The following is a 21,290-nucleotide window of genomic DNA, read 5'->3' on the forward strand; positions in this document are numbered from 1 at the left end:
AAATGCTATGCCCTCGGATCGTAATGACCTACCCACCAGTGCGGATGTTTTTTGTGCCGCGCAAACCATTGCTGACTCTGTCCACCGAACACCGCTAATTCGCTCCCAATTACTCGACCAAGTGGGGGGCGCTAACCTCTGGTTCAAGTGTGAACATCTACAGAAAGTAGGTGCCTTCAAAGCCCGCGGTGCCACCAATGCCCTTGCCAATCTGCCCGCTGGAGCTGAAGTGGTAGCGACTCACTCCTCGGGAAATCATGGTGCTGCTTTGGCCTGGGCTGCTGCTGAGCTGGGCCTACCCTGCATTGTGGTGATGCCCGAGACGGCGCCCAGGGCTAAGCGTGAGGCTGTACAGAGTTATGGCGCACAAATAATTATTTGTGGTCCTACTCAATTGGAGCGCGAGACCGCACTGCAAGCCGTAGTAGAGGAGACGGGAGCCCATGTGGTTCCGCCTTTTGACGATAGTCGTATTATCGCCGGGCAGGGTACCGTTGCCCTGGAAGTGGTACAGCAATGCCGCGATCAGGGTTTTACTCCGGATGTGCTCCTGGCACCCGTGGGGGGCGGAGGGCTACTCGCCGGAATTGGTTTGGCCATGGCAGCCCTGGCACCAGATGTCTTGGTAATTGGTGCGGAACCCGCTGGCGCAGATGACGCTCAGAGATCACTACGTGGTGGTGTGCATGTCACCACCCAGCAGCCGCAAACTATCGCAGATGGCCTACGCACCACACTGGGGCGCAGAAATTACTCTGTAATTCGGCGCACGGTGCGAGATATTGTGACAGTTTCAGAAAATGGTATCGTGCGGGCAATGGAGCTGTTGTGGACGCGTACCAAGCAATTGGTTGAGCCCTCTGCGGCAGTTGGCCTGGCAGCTGTGCTAGAGCACAGCGCGCGCTTTCGCAATAAGAATGTTGCGATTGTCCTCACCGGCGGCAATATGGATTTGGACCGGGCTTCGAGCTTGTTGGCCGGAGCCGAAAAATAACTACAGGACGATTGAATATGAATTTAGGATTTGGCCGCTTTATTTACTGCAAACTCAGTTCGGGCCTGGTGGCATCGGCCCTTTTCCTGGCGGCAATGGCTGCACAAGCTGGGCAGCTGACGCTCACTTCCAGCTCATTAAAACCCGGTGGCAAAATGCCTCTGGCCCATGTGTACAGTGGATGTGGCGGAGAAAACCTCTCCCCCGAACTGAGCTGGAGCGGCGCCCCTGAAGGAACTAAAAGCTATGCGGTAATGGTTTACGACCCCGATGCGCCAACTGGCAGTGGCTGGTGGCACTGGGTGATGTTCAATATTCCCGCTGAGGTAACCAGTTTGCCAGAGGGCGCGGGCGATCTGAAAAATGGTTTGGTACCAGAGGCCGTTCAGGGGCGCAATGATTACGGCAACCCCGGTTATGGTGGCGCCTGTCCACCAAAGGGGCACGGCGATCATCGCTACCGTTTTCGAGTCTATGCCCTGAAAGTAGACTCGCTGCCATTGGATGAGAACTCCTCCCCCGCTAAAGTGGGTTTCAATGTAAATGCCAATAAATTGGCGGAGGCCGAGCTCGAGGTTCTGTGGGGTCACTGAGCGCATCAGTTCTAAATTGATGGCCAAGTGCGGGCTAGTTGCCCGCATTATTTTACCAAGGCCAATTATGGGGTTTAAGGGGAAAGGTTGAATATGTCGCAGCAGCAACTGACATGGGGGCAAGCCCTCGGTGCTTACCTTAAGCCTCGTGTACTCACCATGTTTTTTCTTGGCTTTTCTGCCGGCCTTCCGCTCTTATTGGTCTTCTCTACCCTGACCGCCTGGCTGAGAGATTTTGGTGTAAGCCGCACAGCTATTGGTTTCTTCGCTTGGGTGGGAATTACCTTTTCGATAAAAGTGCTTTGGGCCCCAATTATTGACCAACTACGATTGCCTTTTTTCACTGATAAGTTGGGTAAACGCCGCGGTTGGATGTTGGTATCTCAAGTGGGGATTGCTATCGGGCTAGTGGGTATGGCCAGCGTTAACCCGCAGCAATCACTGATGGAAGTAGCCCTGCTCGCTTTATGGGTTGCCTTCTGTTCGGCTTCGCAGGATGTGGCAATTGACGCATACCGAATAGAGGCCATGGATGAAGATTACCAGGGTGCTATGGCGGCTAACTACGTATTCGGTTACCGAGTAGCAATGCTGATTGCCGGAGCCGGGGCGTTATTTATTGCGGATGCTTTCAGCTGGTCAGGTGCTTATCTTGTGATGGCAGCCCTCATGGGGGTGGGGGTGATTACATGCTTGGTTGTCTCCGAGCCTGATCACAGCAAGGTGAACAAAGAGGCAGATAAGCTGCAAAGTGAGTGGGAAGAACGCCTGTTGGGGAAGGGGGAGCACGGCCGCCTGAAACAGTGGTTTATTCGAGCTGTAGTGTGCCCTTTTGTTGAATTCTTTCAGCGCAATGGTCGCTTTGCCCTCGTTTTATTGGTTTTTATCGGTATTTTCCGTCTCAGCGATATTGCGATGGGGATAATGGCGAATCCGTTTTATCTGGATTTGGGTTTCACCAAGACTGAAATCGCGGAAATCAGTAAACTATTTGGGTTTTTCTGTACCATTATCGGTTCTTTTCTCGGCGGGGTTTTAGTTGTTCGCTATGGTGTGCTGCGCCCATTAATACTCGGTGCAGTGATGGTGGCGTGTACCAATCTCTTGTTTGCTCAGCTTGCACTGATAGGACCGGACAAGGCATGGCTCGCGCTGGTGATTAGTGCCGACAATATCAGTGGTGGTATGGCTAATGCTGTGCTCGTTGCTTACCTTTCCAGCCTGGCCAATAAGGCCTATACAGCCACCCAATATGCACTGTTCAGCTCACTCATGACACTGCCGGGTAAATTTATCAGTGGCTTCTCCGGTATCGTGGTGGATGCTCAGGGCTACGCCCAGTTCTTTATTTATGCGGCACTAATGGGGCTGCCGGCCATATTCCTTTCTATCTATTTTTGGCGGCGGGAGAGACGCGGCTGGAGTGAAGAACAGCCCCAGCCGGGTTAAGGGCTTATCGCGGCCATAGGGTGCCCCCTCTCTTTTCGTTTTTCCTATCGAAGGCTTATCGATTTTCCTTTTGGCCACTGAACGTGGCCTTTAGCGTTTTTGGTTACCAGCTATTTGTGAATTGGGTGACGGTAGTCACCGAGCATTTTTGTCAGCTTGTGTCTATGTTGGTGGAGGGGAAACCACTACCTCTCCTGTGCGCCGCTAATACTCCCCCCGCATTTGGGTTTATCGCTGTGTTAATTGGAGAGCGCACATTTTCAATTGCAGAGTTAACAAATAAACGCGACAAACTATGTCCCACGAAACAGTCAGGGAAGCGGTATTTAACCGGAGAATGCTGATCTGTATCGGTACCGGCTTTTCCTCGGGGATGCCGCTGTTTGTGCTGATTCAGCTGGTACCTGCCTGGCTGAGAACTGAAGGGGTGGACCTGGCGACGATAGGCATCTTCTCCCTGTTGGGATTGCCCTATACCTGGAAGTTTATCTGGGCGCCGCTTATGGAGCGCTACGCGTTTCCAATACTGGGGCGCCGCCGGGGGTGGATGTTGGTGATGCAGCTGCTGCTGATCCTTTTTATTGGCGCATTGGGCATGTTCAATCCCCAGTTTAATATTTGGACGATCGCGGCCCTGTGTTTTGGCGTAGCCTTCTTTAGTGCAAGTCAGGATATTGTCCTGGATGCTTTTCGCCGGGAAATTCTACCGGACTGGGAGTTGGGGCTCGGTAACTCTTTTCATGCCAACGCATACCGGATTTCCGGCTTGGTGCCGGGCTCTCTCAGCTTGATTCTCTCTGATCATCTGGCCTGGGGACAGGTTTTCTGGGTGACGGCAGCTTTTATGCTGATCGCAGTTTTTATGACTTTGATGGTAGCTGAGCCGCAACATCCAGCGGAGCGGCCTAGGTCCTTGCGCGAAGCAATTGTCCTGCCATTTGTAGAGTTCTTCACTCGTAACGGTGTTAAGCATGCCATTTTAGTATTGGCATTTATGTTTCTTTACAAGCTGGGCGACAGTATGGCAACAGCCCTGGCGACGCCCTACTATCTGGATATGGGCTACTCCAATACGGATATTGGTATTGTCGCTAAAAATGCTGGACTTTGGCCGGCGGTAATTGGCGGCTTTCTAGGCGGTCTGTTAATCGTACGCATCGGTATTAATAAGTGCCTGTGGATTTTTGGGGTTATTCAGCTTGTTTCGATCTTCGGCTTTATGATTCTGGCCCAAGCCAATGAGGGCTTGGTTGGCACCCCGGGCTTTAAGCCCAGCCTCTGGTTACTGGCAGTGGTGATTGCTTTTGAATACTTAGGGGTGGGGCTCGGGACAGCGGTGTTTATTGCCTTTATTGCTCGAACAACCAGTAAATTACACACTGCGACACAACTGGCACTTTTTACAGCATTGACGTCCCTGCCCAGAACTTTTGCCAATGCCTCCACGGGGTACTTGGTAGAGTCTATGGGATGGACCAACTTCTTCCTGTTGTGCGCAGCGCTTGCGGTGCCGGGGATGCTGTTACTCTTTGTCGTAGCCCCCTGGCGAGGCGAGGGCGAAGAGGCTTAATAGTGGCAAGATCATTCCATGACTGTGCAGAGGATGCCTGATTTAGGGTTTCCAGCGATATTTCGCCATATCTACCCGCCCCCTAAGAAAACTAACTCCTTCACTCTCCAGCCGCTCCCGCTGGCGAGAGGCTCCTGGCTCTGGCAGGGAGATACGGCCCTGGGCATTAATCACCCTGTGCCAGGGGAGGGTTGTGTCTTTGGGTAACTTCCTCAATTGTTGGCCCGCAAGTCGTGCTGCTCTGGGGAAGCCGGCCATTTCCGCCAGATCCCCATAGGTGACTACATGGCCACATGGGATTGAGGCCAGAACGCGGCATATTCTGGCAAGTGTATCGCTGGCTTGTTCTTTGCTCACAAAATTTCTCTGCTAAACCATTTACCGGAAGTTAGCTTCAGTTTGCCGCAATTGATGCCGAATAGGCTATAAATGAGCATCTAAAGGAGTCTTGCCCATGTATTGCCATAAGTAGTTGGGTAGTAACGGCGTGCCAGATTAATGACAGTTATGGCATTATTGCAGCTTGTTTTGTTTTTTTAGAACGGTTTTCACTGTTGGTTCACCCAGAAACTTTAAGGTCCTCCTGTGGTTCTATCGACACGCTTGTCTAGGTTTTTCACGCAAACTCTTCTCTGTCTGGCGTCTTTGCCACTCCATGCTGGTGTGCTCACCCTTGAGAATGGTGACCGTATTCAGGGAGAGTTGGTGCTGGTTGATAGCGAACAGGTAATTTGGAAGTCAGAAACTTTTGGCCAGGTCAAAGTCGATAAGTCCAAAGTCGTCTCTATGGACGTTGATACCGACTTGAAGATTGCCGGGCGCGATGAGCCCTGTACCCTGGCGGGGCACCGGCAGGAGCAGTGGGAAGTCTATTGCGCAGAGGGAGATGGTTGGTTAATTGATTTCCCTGGAGTCGAGCGGGCAGAGCCGTATCCGCACTTTGTCAGTAACCCACTGACTTTCAAAGGCAACGTGAGTGCTGGGGGTGTCTTTGAATCTGGTAACCGTGAGCGAAAAGACCTGGATACCAAACTCAATTTGGATGTACGTCATGGGGATTTTCATCATCTGATAGGAGCTCTCTACCAGAACCAAGATAGTGAAGATGATGGTGCCCTGGAAAAATACCAGCTGACCTATGACTTGCGCTGGATCTTCGCAGAAAAGTGGTTTGCCGAGGCTAACACTGAGTGGGAGCATGAAGAGGCGCGCAACTTGGATTTGGGGACCACTATGGGTCTCGGTCTCGGTTACCTATTTTACAATACAGATAAAACAGCATTTTCACTGGCAGGTGGTGTCAGTAGTCTTCAGGAAGATTTTATCGATACCGAGTTGAGTGAAGACCAGGATGACCAATATGTGGCAGGCCGGCTTAAATTAGATTATGACTATAAATTTTCTTTTGGCCCGGAAATTTACTTCAAACAGGAAATCTTACAGTCTTTTGACCGCAGTGATGATTATCAGACAAATGCCGAATTGGGTGTACGCACACCATTGGTTGAAGGCATATTGATGGAAATCGGCTACCAGTGGCAGTACGACAACACACCATCACTCGAGAGTGAAAAAGAGGATACCAAGGTAACCGTGGGTGTCGGTTATGAATGGTAGTATCTTGCTGGCAACCTGCTTTTAAGAAGGTTGCCAAGGCACAGCAGCAATAAAATTTAAAAATAAGGAGTTCATCATGCAGATTGCCGGCAGCATAGTGGCGATTACTGGCGCAGGCCAGGGTTTGGGGCGAGCAATGGGGGAATACCTGGCTGCACGCGGAGCACGGCTGGCATTGATTGATGTCAATGAGGAAGGCCTCAAGCAGAGCGTTGCCGCTTGTGAAAAGCATGGCGCCGAGGTTCGTAGCTATATTATCAATGTAGCCAGTGAAGAAGAGGTAGATAAGGGCTTTCTGCAAATTGCCGAAGATTTTGGTGGCCTGCAGGTGCTGATCAATAATGCCGGAATTATGCGCGATGGCATGTTGTTGAAATGCAAAGAGGGCAAAGTTACCGATCGTATGTCTCTGGCCCAGTGGCAGTCTGTTATTGATGTGAATCTGACAGGTGTCTTTCTTTGTGGCCGAGCGGCAGCGGGCATTATGGCGGAGAGTGGCAAGGGCGGGGTGATGGTTAATATCTCCAGCCTTTCCCGAGCAGGTAATATGGGGCAGACCAACTACTCTGCCAGCAAGGCGGGCGTTGCCGCTATGACCGTAACCTGGGCCCGTGAACTGGCTCGCTACGGTGTGCGGGTAGCTGCAATTGCTCCAGGTTTTATTGGCACTGATATGGTTGCGCAGATGCGCCCGGAAATCCTGGAAAGTCTGGTTAAGCAAGTGCCATTGAGACGCCTGGGTGAGCAAGAGGAAATTGCCTCAACCGTGGCGTTTATTCTGGAGAATGATTATCTAACTGGTCGAGTTTTGGATATCGATGGTGGTGCACGTATTTAATAATTAAGCAGTGCGCGATCAGAAGAGGGTGAACTTTGTTCGCCCTTTTTTATTTGCCTTTCAGTAATGACTCTAAGGTTTATCTATCCCTTCCTTGCATATCGCGTGTTGAGAGTCTCTCGATAAAACAGGTATACAAATAAGGAAATAATGAGCCAGGCCAGGATGGATGCCACTTCGTGAAATACGGTTTGCTCTAAAGATAAGTGAAAATCCCGCATCACAAAACCTTTGATTAGTGCCGACCAGGCATACAGCATCTTGCACATATGCAGGGCCCACCATGGTCGGCCTGTTATTTGCGGTCGGAAAAAAAACGTATAGACATCGAGTCCAACAAAAAACAGCATTAACGCGGATGGAGCCAAGTAAATGTTGGCATAATTGGGGTGTTTACCAATATCGTAAAGAAAAACCTGGAAATAGAAGACTGCGACCCAGGCAGCTATAGCAGCCAATACCCAATCGATAATATTGGAAGTGATTCTGCCATCATTAGAGTGCTTGATTCTCGGCCATATTCGGTAAGCAGAAAATATGGAGTAGCTGAATATACTGATCAATCCCAGTAATAAAAGGTCTGGGTGGGTATTGTAGACATAGGCAATATCGATCTGGTACTTAGGAATATCTGCCTTGAGATGCGGGATGATGTAAGGGTTGAATAGCATCAGCAGGGCACTGATGGAAAAGATAATGGCAATCAACAATGAGCTGAGGCCACCGATCCGATGGTAACGGCTGCCCTTCTTCATCAGAAGAGTTAATGGGATAGTAATAAACGTTAAGATGATGGCTGCAACCGTATGAACCTCTATAAATAGATTTAGTCCTTCAGGGGTTGTGAATAGATAATGCATTTAGTAAAGACCTGGCGGCAGCAAGTATTAATAAGGCTTACAGGCAAATGGCGATAGTTAATGGATTTGATTATCAGGAGAATGGTCTGGGTGAAGCTTTGATAGAAGTAAAGCTAAATTGCTGCTACCAATTGCTCCCCCAGACTTTTGGAACTCTCAATGTTGGAAGAATTTGAAGTCTTTAATCAAAAGTTTCTTGATCTAGCAAATTCTCTCCACACCGCCAACCCTATTTTTTGAGAGCATCCATTGCCAGAGCTGTACTCTGCGAACTCTAAATGTAGCGGCGCAGAACAACAGGTAATAGCGCCACATACGATAAAAGCGTCTGCCGTAACGATCGGCAAAGCGCGGCCAATTTTCCTCGAAATTTTTATGCCATGCCATCAGGGTTTTATCGTAGTCAGGCCCAAAGTTATGCAGATCTTCAAGTGTGAGAAGGTCCTGGGCTGCCTTGGTTATCTGCGTTGCAGCCGGAATTTCTCCATTGGGGAAAATGTATTTTTCAATCCATGGATCGGTATTGGCCGGTCTTGCTTTACCGATAGTATGGAGCAGTAAAGTTCCATCTTTCTTTAGGCAGCGTTTAGCCACTTCCATAAAAGCTCGATGATTTTTACGCCCAACATGTTCAAACATTCCGACACTGGCAATACGGTCGAAAGGCTCATCAAGCATTCGGTAATCCTGTAGGGAGACGGTAATCGGTAGGTTGGCATAGCGTTCGGAAACATAGGCTCTTTGTTCGCGGGAGATCGTTACTCCGACACACTCTACCTGGTATTTCTGGGCGGCATAGCCGATCAGGCTCCCCCAGCCACAACCGATATCCAATAGACGCATCCCAGGTTCTAGTTGCAGCTTACGGCAGATAAGGTCGAGCTTGGCTTCTTGAGCTTCGTCCAGGGTTTGAGCATCCTTCCAATAACCGCAACTATAGGTAAGGCGGTTATCGAGCATACCTGTATAAAACTCGTTTCCGAGATCGTAATGGTGCTCACCAACCTCGAAGGCGCGACGGCGGCTTTGCAGGTTGATTAAGAAACTGCGCAGGTAGCGCCAAGCATAGCGCCAGGTCTTGGCATGGCGGCCAAGGTCGGCTTCCAGAATTTTGTACACAAATTGGTCCAGCGCTTGGACATCCCAATCTCCGCGCATATAAGTCTCACCGAGCCCCATACTGTGACGAGCGACAATCTCGTCTAGGGCCTCCTCGCGGTGGACTTGTATATCCCAGGGCCTATCACCATTCACCTGGATGTCGGCCTCGGCTAATATTTCGTCTACCAAGTGGCGACTGCGGCCAATGGCCGGCACTTCTATGGTGTCCTGCTGCTCGCTTGCCATCAAAGCCTCCCTCTCTCCTAGTTGCTGTGGGTTGATTGAGGCGCCCTTGAATAATTTGCCTCCCCACTCCATTTACTTCAGCATATTGAAAAACCTTGATCGTCCCAGCTTCGTAGAGCTGGTTTATTAGGAATTCCCTCAATGCGCCCATTACTGCTTCTATTTATAGTCCTACCTGTACTTGAAATGTGGGTTTTAATCACCGTAGGGAGAGAAATCGGCGCCTTGCCCACGATTGGATTGGTATTTTTAACCGCTATTGTTGGCGTAACCCTGTTGCGGCGGCAGGGCATATCGACCCTAATGCGGGCTCAGGAGAAGATGCGAACAGGCGATATACCTGCCCAGGAGATGGTTGAAGGAATCTTTCTTGCCGTGGGCGGGGCATTGTTGCTCACTCCTGGATTTATCACCGATGCCCTCGGATTTGCCTGCCTAATACCTGGTTTACGCCAACTGCTACTGGGGAGACTGGTGCGTCATATCACCATTGTGCGGCCTGGTGACCCCCGCAGCTCGGACCCCAACCAACGCGGTCCAGATATTATCGAGGGGGAATTTTCTCGAGATGAGCGAAAACCTATGGATCAGGTAGATCATAAGCATCATAAAGATTGAACTGGTTAAATAGTGCACTATTTTGTGCTTCACCCGGCACTTTTGTAGTTTTTTTATTGAAGAGTGTTGAAATCCATTCTCGCGCCCATAGATAGGGTTCAACTGAGAATTAAGCCCCGCCTCTGGGAATCAGGGAGGGGTGAGGTTACCGGCCCATAAAGCCAGTGCCGCCGATGTTGAAAACCTTAAAAAAACGACTCAATGGAGAACTTATCCATGAAAATTCGTCCTTTACACGACCGCGTCGTAGTACGCCGTAAGGAAGAAGAAGCGATGTCAGCTGGCGGTATCGTGCTGCCAGGCGCTGCCAAAGAAAAGCCGAACCAAGGTGAAGTGGTAGCCGTGGGTGAGGGCAAGCAGCTGGACAATGGCGATGTTCGCGCACTGTCTGTGAAGGTGGGTGACACTGTTGTTTTCGGTCGCTATGCCGACAGCAATACCCTCAAGGTGGACGGCGAAGAGCTGATCATCATGAGCGAAGGTGACATCTACGGCGTGTTGGAAGGCTAAGAAAAGTCTTTAACTTTACTCGCAAAAAGAATTTGAGGAATAAGAATCATGGCAGCTAAAGACGTAATTTTTGGTGACGACGCTCGTCAGAAAATGCTGAAAGGCGTAAACATCCTGGCAGACGCCGTTAAAACTACCCTGGGGCCTAAAGGCCGCAACGTAGTTCTGGACAAGTCCTTCGGCGCTCCTACCGTAACCAAAGACGGTGTTTCCGTAGCAAAAGAAATCGAACTGAAAGACAAGTTCGAAAACATGGGCGCGCAGATGGTGAAGGAAGTTGCTTCCAAAGCTTCTGACACTGCCGGTGACGGCACCACCACCGCTACCGTTCTGGCCCAGGCTATCGTAACCGAAGGTCTGAAATCCGTAGCCGCTGGCTTTAACCCGATGGATCTGAAGCGCGGTATCGACAAAGCGGTAACCGCAGCGGTCAACCACATCGCTGGTCTGTCCACTCCTTGTGCAGACACCAAGTCTATCGCTCAGGTAGGTACTATCTCCGCTAACAGCGACGAGAGCGTTGGTACCATCATCGCCGAAGCCATGGAAAAAGTGGGCAAAGAAGGCGTTATCACTGTTGAAGAAGGTTCTGGCCTGGAAAACGAGCTGGACGTAGTAGAAGGTATGCAGTTCGACCGCGGCTACCTGTCTCCTTACTTCATCACCAACCAAGAAAACATGACTGCTGAGCTGGATAGCCCTTTCATCCTGCTGGTAGACAAGAAAATCTCCAACATCCGCGACCTGCTGCCCCTGCTGGAGCAAGTAGCTAAGGCTTCCAAGCCGCTGCTGATCATCGCTGAAGACGTAGAAGGCGAAGCGCTGGCAACTCTGGTTGTAAACAGCATGCGCGGCATCGTTAAAGTTGCTGCTGTTAAAGCTCCTGGCTTCGGCGACCGTCGTAAAGCCATGCTGCAGGACATCGCTATCCTGACTGGCGGCACCGTAATTTCTGAAGAAGTTGGTCTGGAGCTGGAAGGTACTACTCTGGAGCACCTGGGTACTGCTAAGCGCGTAACCCTGTCCAAAGAAAACACTGTAATCGTTGATGGCGCTGGTGATGTTAAAGACATCGAAGCTCGCGTTGGCCAGATCCGTGCACAGATCGAAGAGTCCTCTTCCGACTACGACAAAGAGAAGCTGCAAGAGCGCGTAGCCAAACTGGCTGGCGGTGTTGCAGTAATCAAAGTAGGCGCCGCTACTGAAGTGGAAATGAAAGAGAAGAAAGCTCGCGTAGAAGACGCTCTGCACGCTACCCGCGCTGCAGTAGAGGAAGGTGTAGTACCTGGCGGTGGTACCGCTTTGGTTCGCGCTACTCAGGCTATCTCTGTAACTGGCGACAACGAAGACCAGAACCACGGTATCGCTGCAGCCCTGCGCGCTATGGAAATGCCTCTGCGTCAAATCGTTGCCAACGCTGGTGATGAAGCTTCTGTAGTTGTTGATAAGATCAAGCAAGGCGAAGGCAACTTCGGTTACAACGCTGCTACCGGCGAGTACGGTGACATGCTGGAAATGGGCATCCTGGACCCTGCTAAAGTAACCCGTTCTGCACTGCAAGCGGCAGCTTCTATTGCTGGTCTGATGATCACCACCGAAGCTATGGTTGCTGAGATCCCGGAAGACAAGCCGGCTGCTCCTGACATGAGCGGTATGGGTGGCATGGGCGGTATGGGCGGCATGATGTAAGCCGGCCTAACAGCCTATCTAAAAAGCCCCGCAATTGCGGGGCTTTTTTTTGTCCAGAACAAAATGCTAGATAGCTGCTGTGACGAGTCGAAGCATGCCTGGATATTCCCAATGATGGTTAGACTTGGGAAAAGTTTATGGACTCAATGTGAGTGCCTTAGCTTGTTGTGCAAGTAACTCTGCTGTTTCTTCGGGAATACCCGTGATGGGAGGAGTATTTAACTGCGATAAGCCTACTAGATGGAAAGCAAAGACTAGAGAAGATAGATAGACACCCTTACGGTTGGGATGGCTTCCATCATGAGTGTAAAGGTCGATGTTTTTATCTAAAGATTGAATTGCCTCCCACGCAAGGCCGACTGGAACGATTTCTGAGAATGTTGTTTTAGCCATATTTTGGTAGCCTTCTAGCAGACGAGTTTGCATTTTGCTGCGAGTATCGTCAGGAATATTTTGAATATCTCCATGTTTGCGTCCCCAGGTTAGAAAGAGCAGAGGGGTGGCTCCGGCTTTTCGAACCTCATCCGTCAGTTTTTTCGCGTAAGGGTAAATCTCTTTTCGTCTCTGTTCTTCAGGAAAAGATGGAAGCTGGCTCTGTTCCTGAAGTCCCATTTTCTCTCATGAATAGCTTCTAATGTCTCTTCAGACTCAGAATGTTTTCGCAAGGTCCATCCACCTGGGGTTAAGGATCTATAGGTGATTTGTGTCCCATTAATTTCAGCGATTGACTGGATCATTGTAGGAAGCGGGCGAGTGTAGCTATTGCCGATAAAAAGCACGGAGAGAATTTTCTGGTGTTCTTGATCAGTTTGCGTCTTTTGCGCTACTAATAAAAAAGTTCCTACTACTAATAGAGAGATAAGAAAAAGTATTTTTAGTTTTAAATAACTTTCGGGTTTATTCATTGTTTCAGACTTTCAAATGGGCCAATTGCCGCTTAGGTTAGGTTAACTCTCGGCTTATTTCTGTGCAGTGTGTTTAAGATCTATATCCTTATTTGGTGAAATAGGTAATTGAGGAGATAGCCCTTTCTTTTGAAAATAATTCTCTGATTGTTTTTGTTTATTACTTTCTGGATTGTAACAAGGATGATGATATAGGTCGGCAAGGACTCGATATATAAGTAATTGATACTAATTTGGAGGAGAAACATTACATATATTTAATGTTCAGTCCAGCAAAGGGTTAGCATGCCCTTTTAGACTTCCCTTTCAGTAAATGGGAGGAAAGAGCAGATATGTTGCTATCAAAAGGTAATCTTGTACTAGCTGCCTGTCTTGCAGTACTAGGCTGCAAGGATTCGGGGGGCTCTGGAGAGGGGCAGGCGTTAGAATCCAGGAGTTCGCAAGTAGACTTAAGCCAAGCGTCGGCTGGTTTTTTTGCGCACTATACCCGTGTCAACTCAGTAGATATTCCGGAAAAGATCACAGGGCCTTATGCTGACATCATTGTGAACCTTGAAGGGAAAGGTAAGCTTGTTTTTGCTCGTGATCATAGTTACCGGCCTGTCTGGCATTTTGGAAACAATTCTAATCCTGTAGCACATTTGGCTGATATTTCGAGTGATGCCAATACTCGCTTTGATAAATCAAATGACTTTTCTTATGTTCGTATCTTAGAGCAGTCAGATGAAAAGGTTGTTATTCATTGGCGTTACTTCCCGAAAGCTAATGCGACAATGGGGCGAGATCCCGAAGGGGTAGTCCATGAGATTTATACGATTACTCGAGATGGCAATGTAACCAGGTTATACCGGCCAGGCACTGATACCATCACAGACTGGGATGTGCGTAGAGGGGCCATTATTCAGACTATGCGTCTCACGGAAAATGGCATAGCTGATGTACAAAATAAGTCTGGAGAGCTACAGGCAGGTGTGTCTCAGAGTAATGGAAATGCGATAGTCAATTATACTCCCCCTGGCTTGCCAGTGGCTCATTGGAAGTTTGATGAGGGTAAGGGCACGAGTACTGTTGAGAGCTTGAAATCAGCGACTGGATATATTGACAGCCACGGAGGTGATTGGATCGCTGGTGTGTCTGGTTCGGCCCTTTTTTTTGACGGTTATAGATCAGCAGTGGTGGTCGCGCAGGATGAGGTACCCATATTTAAGGAGGCTCTTTCTATTGAAGCCTGGATTAATCTAGCCGCTTATCCATGGAATAATGCCCCTATCATTCACCAGTCAGATAATATGGGAAATGAGGGGTATTATTTTGGAGTAAGTTCTGACGGTAAACTCCTTTTTACGGTAAATGGAAAAACTTTAATCTCTGATAGCGTAATCCCAGTTAATCAGTGGGTTCATGTTGGTGTTTCTGCAGAAAAGAATTTATCACTCTATATCAATGGTGTTTTAGATAAAAGTCAATCTTATGATGTCAATCTTTCGACTCCAGATATGCCAATGATTGTGGGGATGAATAATTCACCTTTACCGGCAACCGATGGGGTTCGGGAGAGTGAATTAAATGAATTCAATCACTTCTCCAGTATATTCGGTATTGAGGGGGCAATAGACGAAGTTGCCATTTATAAGCACTCTCTGACATCTAAGGATTTTTATGATAGTTACAATGGTTTTTTATTAGCACAAAAGAAAGCCCCAGATCCTAGTTTTACAAAGCGGCAATTGCCAGACTTGGAAAAATACCCTCAGAAGTTTGGTGGGATTTATACAAAGTTAGACTTTCATGATGCTTGGGATAACCTATGGAGGGTTACGGACAACGAAGATATTGTAGTCCGGTTCGATAATAAGCCGATTAGCTATGTATATTGGCGAGGAACATCACACGGCATGAACTTGGTGACGGATAATCGGTGGATGTCTGATCAAAGTGTGGAGTTAGTGATTCCAGATCCAGATGATCCTGAAACTCCAGTTTCAGTCAATCCGATTGTTTCTTTGGCTGAACACATGTCTGATAAGGCGGCTCTACGAACCCATGTTCGCATGATTGAAAATACTCCTGCGCGGGTTAAGGTTCACTGGCGTTATGCTGCTGCAGATGTATTTGATTTACTCGTTATGGATACTGCTTATATTGATGAGGTGCACACAATTTATCCCGATGGGGTGGCAATCCGGGATGTTTTTTACCATCCTGCAGCTGATGAAGGTGGAGTAGAATTTTACCAGGACTTCCAATGGTTACTAGGACCTGGTCAAAAGGCTGAGGACTTCCTGAATTATAATGCAGTTTCGATTGCGGGGCTTAAGGGGGACTCCTCTGATATAATTTATCCTATATCCTTAGACAGACCTAGTGATGGAGCGGACCCCAGCCCTTTGCCCGGTAATATTGCGGTGCTCAATAGCCAAACAAACTGGAAGGTCTTTGGAGTAAGTCAGGCAGGTGGTTTTTTTCCCTCTGCTAATGAGGAGAGTTCAGAGCATATAGATTTCCTGGGAGGTATTTTTCCGTTTGCAGGCCCTTGGAATCATTGGCCAATAGCTCAAATTCCTTCCGATGGTCGATTCTCCGTTGCCAATGATAGAGTTTCTCACTTTGCGGTTGGTAATCTAGAGGCCTTTGAATATGGTTCTGGATCTATGATGTATGGATTTACTCAGGGAACACCGGTTGATTTACAAGACTTGGCAGGTTCATGGATTTCTCCACCTGTGATAGATGCGGTTCAAGGTGTTAAGGACAATGCAATTACTTTTATCACAGATGAAAGAGCCTATAGCCTGACATCAGATGGGGTATCAGGAGATATTTCTTTGCTAGTGAAAGCTAATGATAGTAGTCCTTTGGTAAACCCATCACTCATTATTCGCCAATGGGGAACAAGTAAAACTCCGAAAGTAAAATTCAATGGCAAAGCACTATCCGATGTAAAATTGGGTATTATCAGAGATACTGATGGATCTCAGACTTTGATTGTATGGTTGCCCGTAACGGCGACCATGGATTCATCCATTGAAATTATTCGTGATTCTGTTGGTGAGCGTTAACCTTATTGTTGGTTGTTATATTTTAAGAATAAGCAGAATTGCCATACCATAGTATGGCAATTCTATTTTGTAAGTGGAAATTAACTATAAATAATTTTTTTCCTCTTGCAGATAAACACTCAATATAATTCAGTGGGCTTGCTTTCTTGAGAATTTAAAGGATGGGCGGAATGTGGTTCTGTGATTGATGGGATATCTATCTGTATCTTTAATCCATTGCAGTTAGCTAAATGAATCTTGGCTTTGTGTAAATTACAAACAGCTAAAACAAGACTTAATCCAAGTCCGTTGCCTTTTGTATGCCTATGGGATTCCAACCGGTAGAATCGTTCAAAGACCTTTTTTTGATCATCTTCTGGAATTCCTGAACCGCTATCGTGTAGCTGCAGACGAAGATAATCTCTACCCTGCTGAGATTGGGCTGAAAGCCTAATATCCAGATTGCCACTTCCTGGTGCGTACTTAATTATATTATCAAATAGATTTGCAATAGACTGAGACCATTGGTTTTTATCCCCAAAAATCATATGCTGCTCATCATCTAAAGTGATGGATGGAAATATTCCCTGATCATGAAAAGTCGGTTCATAGACTTCTATTAGGGTTTTAAGGAGTTTGTGTAGTGAAAAGTGTCGAAATTCTGACCTTTTCGTTCCTTGCTCAATTTGTGAGATCCTGAGTAATGCATTAAAGCACTCTATGATCTTGTCATTTTCATTAATAATGGCTTCGATGGTATCTTTATCTGGTTTTTCTATATGCAATAATAGTTCTAGCTGGCCTCGTAGCCGAGAAAGTGGGGACTTTAGGTCATGGGCAATGTTGTCGGAAACCTGCTTTATCCCCATCATCAACTGTTGAATTTTGTCCAGCATTGTATTGATATGTATAGATAATTGATCATAGTCTCCGCCATTACTATTATATGGGATCCGTCTGTCCAGATCGCCAGACATAATTTGGCGGCACACTTTGTTGATCTCGCTTATTCTTCTGACTGATTGCCTAGATACAAGATATCCACAAATTAGACTAATAATTGTAGTGATCAAAAGCCCATAAAAAATAGCTGAGTTAAGGTTTTTCAATAAGTGAAATTCTTGGGTGAAATCCCTTCCCAGTATGAGTTCTCCTCCATCACTAAGTTGAGAGGATTTTGCTAGGCATATGTGTTGTTCATGTTCTTGAGAAAATGTAGAGTCTGGATTGTAGGTTGCTGTGTATGTAGACTTATAATTAGTGCTTTGTGGGGAAGTTCCTTCGATATTGCTGAGTATAATATTTCCCTTTCTATCTTGAAGCTGTACACAGAGGTCCTCTGTATCTAAAAAATACTCAGTTTCAATATAATATTTTGTAAGTAGTGTTGTATCTATGTGACGTTTTTTATGATATTGGGGCCAATGGCTAAATCGTTCATCAGTAATCTGGTCTACATAATCGTGAAAATCTTCGGGAAATTCGCTGTTAAGCAGATACCAGATTAAGTTGGCCGGAATCTTTTCTAGAGGGGGATTTATGTCCTCTCCCAGTGCGAATAATCGCCCTTGAATAGCAAGTTTCTCTTGCTGACTTAAGCTGCTTTTACTTAAAAGGTGTTTGAAATGGTGTGTGTAATCGCTAGTAAATTTTGATGGTGAAGCGTGGTTGTTAATAAAATTTCTAGGTTTTACATTTTGGAAGTTTGGGAAAAGGTCGGGGTGAAAAAACTCTAGTTCATTGATTGCCGCAATAGATTCTTTTGTTATATTTTCAACTTTATGAAATGTTGGATTTGTCAAGGATTGCTTTGTGAGTAAATAGATGCTTGCCAGTGAAATACTGGAGCTAAGGCAGACGCAGCTGAATGTAATAATTGCCAGTCTGAAACTAGAGCTTTTATGTAGCTTAATTTTTTTCATGAAGGACATAACCGGCCCCCCTTACTGTGTGAATAAGAGGCCTATCCTGGGATTGGTCAACTTTCTTTCTCAGTCTGCTTACGTGTACTTCTACTACATTGGTCTTGGGGTCAAAATGAAGGTCCCAGACTTGCTCCAAAAGCATTGTTTTTGTAATAATTTGACCTTCATGTCTCATAAGATATTCTAGGAGTTTGAATTCTTGGGTTAATAGCTCAATACTACGGCCTCTGCGTTGTGCCTTTCTTGTTAAGAGATTGAGCTCAAGGTCTGAAACAATAAGGGATTCATAGGTATTGGACTGAGGTTGGCGCCTACCAATGACTTCGACTCTGGCTAAAAGCTCCGCAAAAGAAAAAGGTTTGGAAAGGTAGTCATCACATCCACTACGTAAACCTTCAACGCGATGGTCAACGTCTCCGAGGTTACTTAGCATTAAAACCGGTGTACTGATTTCCATTCCCCTCAGGGACCTTAATAGCTTTAGCCCATCCATACCAGGAAGCATTCGGTCAAGGATGATTGCATCAAAATTTTCGGTGCTAGCTTGAATTAATCCTGTTTTTCCATCATGGCATAGCTCTACACTATGCCCTTCCTGGTTGAGGCCCTTGTGAAGGTAATGGCTTAATTTGATGTCGTCTTCTATTATAAAGATTCGCATATATCTTTAGCTGGTAAATAGTTTTGGTTGCCAGTTACTTGTTGATCGAGTTCTTTAAATTGATTTTTTAAGTTTTTGATTTATCTCAGGCTAAGTCATGTGTGCATGGTGAATATTAAAGGGTAACTAAATGTTGCCAGGAACTTTCAGCCTTTTAGACATGAACATAATTAATTTAAAAGTGATAAATGCTATTTTTACACCTTACTGAAGGGGTGGGAGTAGTGAAGCCTTTCTAGATTTTTGCATGTGGAGAACACTAGCAAAAAAACAGTTGTTAGGCTAAAACTGCGTCTTAAATTGTGTGTTAAGTGTGCTTCATGCCCCTTGTAATATCAATGCTATATAAATCAAGTACCAAGAGAATACCCTGTTGTTTAAGCCCAGGCTGGTGTAATCAGTGTATGAATGTTAGAGCGTTGGTTTCACGGAGTCACAGTATATGACTCAATTGAGGTAGAGGTTCTTACTCTCCAGAGTGGACAGTGACGCGACCATAAAGTCACAGCATCAAAAATAATAAGTAACGGTAGTCTGAATACACTGAATTTTAATGGGTATGGTATATACGAGGGCAATGGTCACCGCTAGTGAAAGCTACCCTAGGAAATTATTCCGTCTTTACCCAAAAGTAGCGTCTCTCAAGTTCTGGGGTTGCGATTTCAATACCCTTAATACGAGAAACGAGATCTCGAGCTTATTTCATCGTTTCTGAAAAAATCTTAGATAAGTTGAAACTATCCCTTTGAGCGATGGCATGTTTGGATAGCCAACCGGCACAATCGGATTCTTGGTTGGCGTCTTTAGTATATATACTGATTCTAAGATTAACACTTGGGAGACAATTTGATGGAAGCGGCACTTATCACAGGAGCCTCTGGTGGTATTGGCCTGGAGTTGGCCAAGATACATGCGGCTAAAGGTGGCAACCTGGTTCTGGTTGCTCGGTCTGAGGGGAAGCTTTTATCACTCAAGCAGCAGTTGGAGAAAGAGTTTGGTGTCCAAGCAATGGTAATTGCTGAAGATCTATCTGACCCGTTGTCCGCACAGAGAATTTTTGAGCGAACCCAAGGTGAGAATGTGGAGGTTGGTACCCTGATCAACAATGCGGGTTTTGGTGGTCATGGCCTTTTTCATCAGCGGGACTTGGAAGCTGAGCAGAGTATGATGCAGGTAAATATGATTTCCCTTACCAATCTCACCCATCTGTATTTAAAGGGTATGGTTGCCCGAAATAGCGGGCATATCCTTAATGTCTCATCTACAGCCTCTTTTATTCCCGGCCCTTTACAGGCGGTTTACTACGCAACTAAAGCCTATGTAACTTCATTCAGCCAGGCATTGGCTGAGGAGCTGAATGGCACAGGTGTGACAGTAACCGCTTTGTGCCCCGGCGCTGTTGCAACAGGATTCGTCGCGGCAGGTGATCTTCAGGGTGTCGATATTTGGAAGAATGCCCGCTCAGCTGAGTCTGTTGCCAGATGTGGTTATCAGGCTATGGAGCGTGGAGATCTGGTTGCTTTCAATGAGACGCGGCTAAAGTTGTTTCTGAATTGGATAATGCCTTTATTGCCTCGTAAAATGCTACTGAAGTTTTCCCGTCAGACGATGGAAAAGTCTTAATTGTAGGAAGGCCCGGTAATGATCAGGCGTGCAGCTAAATTTTTGGTACCTCCCAGCTGGAAGTTGATATTACACGATATGAATATCGATACAGCGCTGGCTCTGGCCTATGCCGGGTTACCTGCGGATTTATTACAGCGGGAGTCTGTGACACTGACTCCGGTGGAATATTTCCGCTTCTGGTGTGGTATTGACCAGGCTTCGAAGGATAAGCCACTGCCGCTCTTGTTGGCAGAGCATCTTACGGCTGAAACATTTGATCCCCCTGTGTTTGCGAGCCTTTGCAGTGAAAACCTGAATCAAGCTTTATTGCGGATACAGCAGTACAAACCATTGATTGGACCAATGGAATTGCACTTGGATATTACTGATAAGTACACAAGGCTTAATTTAGAGTGCTATGGCAGTGATGAAATTATCCCCACAGCTTTGGGATTGAGTGAATTAATTTTCTATATCCGCCTGGCTCGATTGGGAACCCGGGATAAAATTCAACCTTTGGAATTGGCTCTACCGCAGTTACCGGAAGATCAAACGCCTTATCAGATGTTCTTTGGTTGCTCAATTAAGAAATCAGACCGGGTGAGAATTTGCTTCTCAGCACAAGATGCACAAAAACCGTTTCTGACTGCCAATGCCCCTATGTGGGATTTCTTTGAAGGTAAATTGAGTCAACAGCTAAAGGATCTGGGCAGCGAAGCCACAATGGGAGAGCGGGTCGGGTCCGTGTTAATGGAGTTATTGCCGGCTGGTGAGAGCTCTATCGAGGCTGTATCTGAACGTTTAATGATCAGCAAAAGAACTTTACAGAGAAAACTTGGGGAGGAAAATCACACTTTTCAGTCTGTCTTACAGGAGATTAGGGTAAGCTTGGCTGATCACTATCTCTCTAAGTCTAATCTCCATCTGGGAGAAATTTCCTTTATGCTAGGGTTTAAGGAGCCTAATTCATTTATACGCGCTTACCGAGGGTGGAAAGGGGTGACACCTCTTCAATATCGGAATTCGATTTATTGATCAGATTTATCTTTGGTTTTAGTGCTGCTACTAGGT

At 46.8% G+C, this 21,290-nt stretch carries 18 protein-coding genes; 12 read left to right on the top strand and 6 right to left on the bottom strand.

Translation table 11 applies throughout. The features are described 5' to 3' along the window. Positions 1-7 precede the first annotated feature (7 nt). The 4 genes from ACJJIJ_RS02300 to ACJJIJ_RS02315 all read left to right on the top strand — a co-directional run bounded on the left by ACJJIJ_RS02300 (position 8) and on the right by ACJJIJ_RS02315 (position 4,606). The gene (locus ACJJIJ_RS02300; protein ID WP_252084958.1) at positions 8-994 is read left to right on the top strand and encodes a threonine ammonia-lyase; all 987 of its coding nucleotides are present in this window, start codon (positions 8-10) and stop codon (positions 992-994) included. Between the two features lie 17 nt (positions 995-1,011). After that, entirely contained in the window at positions 1,012-1,587 is a 576-nt protein-coding gene (locus tag ACJJIJ_RS02305; RefSeq protein WP_286037008.1) for a YbhB/YbcL family Raf kinase inhibitor-like protein, read from the top strand. A gap of 93 nt (positions 1,588-1,680) precedes the next feature. After that, a complete protein-coding gene (locus tag ACJJIJ_RS02310) occupies positions 1,681-3,036 on the top strand; it encodes an AmpG family muropeptide MFS transporter (protein WP_444885769.1) in 1,356 nt (451 codons plus the stop codon). 295 nt (positions 3,037-3,331) lie between these two features. Continuing rightward, the gene (locus ACJJIJ_RS02315; RefSeq protein WP_444885768.1) at positions 3,332-4,606 is read left to right on the top strand and encodes an AmpG family muropeptide MFS transporter; all 1,275 of its coding nucleotides are present in this window, start codon (positions 3,332-3,334) and stop codon (positions 4,604-4,606) included. A 42-nt stretch (positions 4,607-4,648) separates the two neighbouring features. Here the strand turns inward: ACJJIJ_RS02315 and ACJJIJ_RS02320 are convergent, their stop codons facing one another. Further along, positions 4,649-4,963 (bottom strand): MGMT family protein, encoded by a 315-nt coding sequence (locus ACJJIJ_RS02320; protein ID WP_444885767.1) that lies wholly within the window; start codon positions 4,961-4,963, stop codon positions 4,649-4,651. A 288-nt stretch (positions 4,964-5,251) separates the two neighbouring features. Between ACJJIJ_RS02320 and ACJJIJ_RS02325 the strand changes: the two genes are divergently transcribed. Continuing rightward, positions 5,252-6,223 (top strand): DUF481 domain-containing protein, encoded by a 972-nt coding sequence (locus ACJJIJ_RS02325; RefSeq protein ID WP_252084962.1) that lies wholly within the window; start codon positions 5,252-5,254, stop codon positions 6,221-6,223. 76 nt (positions 6,224-6,299) lie between these two features. Further along, a complete protein-coding gene (locus ACJJIJ_RS02330) occupies positions 6,300-7,061 on the top strand; it encodes an SDR family oxidoreductase (protein WP_252084963.1) in 762 nt (253 codons plus the stop codon). An 83-nt stretch (positions 7,062-7,144) separates the two neighbouring features. Here ACJJIJ_RS02330 and ACJJIJ_RS02335 read toward each other — a convergent pair whose 3' ends face one another. Next, positions 7,145-7,921, bottom strand: a complete 777-nt coding sequence (locus ACJJIJ_RS02335; protein WP_252084964.1) for a hypothetical protein — start codon at positions 7,919-7,921, stop codon at positions 7,145-7,147. Between the two features lie 201 nt (positions 7,922-8,122). Next, positions 8,123-9,268, bottom strand: a complete 1,146-nt coding sequence (gene cfa / locus ACJJIJ_RS02340) for a cyclopropane fatty acyl phospholipid synthase (protein ID WP_252084965.1) — start codon at positions 9,266-9,268, stop codon at positions 8,123-8,125. Between the two features lie 141 nt (positions 9,269-9,409). Here cfa and ACJJIJ_RS02345 point away from each other — a divergent pair, with 141 nt between their 5' ends. From ACJJIJ_RS02345 to groL, 3 genes are all read left to right on the top strand, one after another. After that, the gene (locus tag ACJJIJ_RS02345) at positions 9,410-9,886 is read left to right on the top strand and encodes an FxsA family protein (protein ID WP_444885763.1); all 477 of its coding nucleotides are present in this window, start codon (positions 9,410-9,412) and stop codon (positions 9,884-9,886) included. Between the two features lie 216 nt (positions 9,887-10,102). Beyond that, on the top strand, positions 10,103-10,396 hold the full coding sequence (locus tag ACJJIJ_RS02350) for a co-chaperone GroES (RefSeq protein WP_152452204.1): 294 nt from the start codon (positions 10,103-10,105) through the stop codon (positions 10,394-10,396). A 48-nt stretch (positions 10,397-10,444) separates the two neighbouring features. Then, positions 10,445-12,085, top strand: coding sequence for a chaperonin GroEL (gene groL, locus ACJJIJ_RS02355; protein ID WP_252084967.1), 1,641 nt, complete (start codon positions 10,445-10,447; stop codon positions 12,083-12,085). Between the two features lie 135 nt (positions 12,086-12,220). On the opposite strand, the gene ACJJIJ_RS02360 is transcribed toward groL, so the two are convergent. Continuing rightward, positions 12,221-12,697: a hypothetical protein gene (locus ACJJIJ_RS02360; RefSeq protein WP_252084968.1), complete on the bottom strand. Its 477-nt coding sequence runs from the start codon at positions 12,695-12,697 to the stop codon at positions 12,221-12,223. A 625-nt stretch (positions 12,698-13,322) separates the two neighbouring features. On the opposite strand from ACJJIJ_RS02360, the gene ACJJIJ_RS02365 reads away from it, so the two are divergent. After that, complete coding sequence (locus ACJJIJ_RS02365; protein WP_252084969.1) at positions 13,323-16,049, top strand: LamG domain-containing protein; 2,727 nt, start codon at positions 13,323-13,325, stop codon at positions 16,047-16,049. A 119-nt stretch (positions 16,050-16,168) separates the two neighbouring features. Here the strand turns inward: ACJJIJ_RS02365 and ACJJIJ_RS02370 are convergent, their stop codons facing one another. Both ACJJIJ_RS02370 and ACJJIJ_RS02375 read right to left on the bottom strand, forming a co-directional pair. Then, positions 16,169-17,959: a sensor histidine kinase gene (locus tag ACJJIJ_RS02370; protein WP_444938542.1), complete on the bottom strand. Its 1,791-nt coding sequence runs from the start codon at positions 17,957-17,959 to the stop codon at positions 16,169-16,171. Further along, complete coding sequence (locus ACJJIJ_RS02375; protein ID WP_444885759.1) at positions 17,937-18,614, bottom strand: winged helix-turn-helix domain-containing protein; 678 nt, start codon at positions 18,612-18,614, stop codon at positions 17,937-17,939. Before ACJJIJ_RS02375 ends, ACJJIJ_RS02370 begins: the two co-directional genes overlap by 23 nt. An 849-nt stretch (positions 18,615-19,463) precedes the next feature. Here ACJJIJ_RS02375 and ACJJIJ_RS02380 point away from each other — a divergent pair. Then, positions 19,464-20,237, top strand: coding sequence for an SDR family NAD(P)-dependent oxidoreductase (locus ACJJIJ_RS02380; RefSeq protein ID WP_444898836.1), 774 nt, complete (start codon positions 19,464-19,466; stop codon positions 20,235-20,237). Positions 20,238-20,255: 18 nt separating this feature from the next. Beyond that, on the top strand, positions 20,256-21,254 hold the full coding sequence (locus tag ACJJIJ_RS02385; protein WP_252084973.1) for a helix-turn-helix transcriptional regulator: 999 nt from the start codon (positions 20,256-20,258) through the stop codon (positions 21,252-21,254). Positions 21,255-21,290: the final 36 nt, after the last annotated feature.

It is taken from the genome of Microbulbifer mixtoriginis (SeqCode) (assembly GCF_052467945.1).

Coding starts and splice junctions, on each gene's coding strand:
- ACJJIJ_RS02300 (WP_252084958.1), top strand. CDS start 8: ATGCCCTCGGATCGTAATGACCTACCCACCAGTGCGGATGTTTTTTGT.
- ACJJIJ_RS02305 (WP_286037008.1), top strand. CDS start 1,012: ATGAATTTAGGATTTGGCCGCTTTATTTACTGCAAACTCAGTTCGGGC.
- ACJJIJ_RS02310 (WP_444885769.1), top strand. CDS start 1,681: ATGTCGCAGCAGCAACTGACATGGGGGCAAGCCCTCGGTGCTTACCTT.
- ACJJIJ_RS02315 (WP_444885768.1), top strand. CDS start 3,332: ATGTCCCACGAAACAGTCAGGGAAGCGGTATTTAACCGGAGAATGCTG.
- ACJJIJ_RS02330 (WP_252084963.1), top strand. CDS start 6,300: ATGCAGATTGCCGGCAGCATAGTGGCGATTACTGGCGCAGGCCAGGGT.
- ACJJIJ_RS02335 (WP_252084964.1), bottom strand. CDS start 7,921: ATGCATTATCTATTCACAACCCCTGAAGGACTAAATCTATTTATAGAG.
- cfa (WP_252084965.1), bottom strand. CDS start 9,268: ATGGCAAGCGAGCAGCAGGACACCATAGAAGTGCCGGCCATTGGCCGC.
- ACJJIJ_RS02345 (WP_444885763.1), top strand. CDS start 9,410: ATGCGCCCATTACTGCTTCTATTTATAGTCCTACCTGTACTTGAAATG.
- ACJJIJ_RS02350 (WP_152452204.1), top strand. CDS start 10,103: ATGAAAATTCGTCCTTTACACGACCGCGTCGTAGTACGCCGTAAGGAA.
- groL (WP_252084967.1), top strand. CDS start 10,445: ATGGCAGCTAAAGACGTAATTTTTGGTGACGACGCTCGTCAGAAAATG.
- ACJJIJ_RS02360 (WP_252084968.1), bottom strand. CDS start 12,697: ATGGGACTTCAGGAACAGAGCCAGCTTCCATCTTTTCCTGAAGAACAG.
- ACJJIJ_RS02365 (WP_252084969.1), top strand. CDS start 13,323: ATGTTGCTATCAAAAGGTAATCTTGTACTAGCTGCCTGTCTTGCAGTA.
- ACJJIJ_RS02370 (WP_444938542.1), bottom strand. CDS start 17,959: ATGTCCTTCATGAAAAAAATTAAGCTACATAAAAGCTCTAGTTTCAGA.
- ACJJIJ_RS02375 (WP_444885759.1), bottom strand. CDS start 18,614: ATGCGAATCTTTATAATAGAAGACGACATCAAATTAAGCCATTACCTT.
- ACJJIJ_RS02380 (WP_444898836.1), top strand. CDS start 19,464: ATGGAAGCGGCACTTATCACAGGAGCCTCTGGTGGTATTGGCCTGGAG.
- ACJJIJ_RS02385 (WP_252084973.1), top strand. CDS start 20,256: ATGATCAGGCGTGCAGCTAAATTTTTGGTACCTCCCAGCTGGAAGTTG.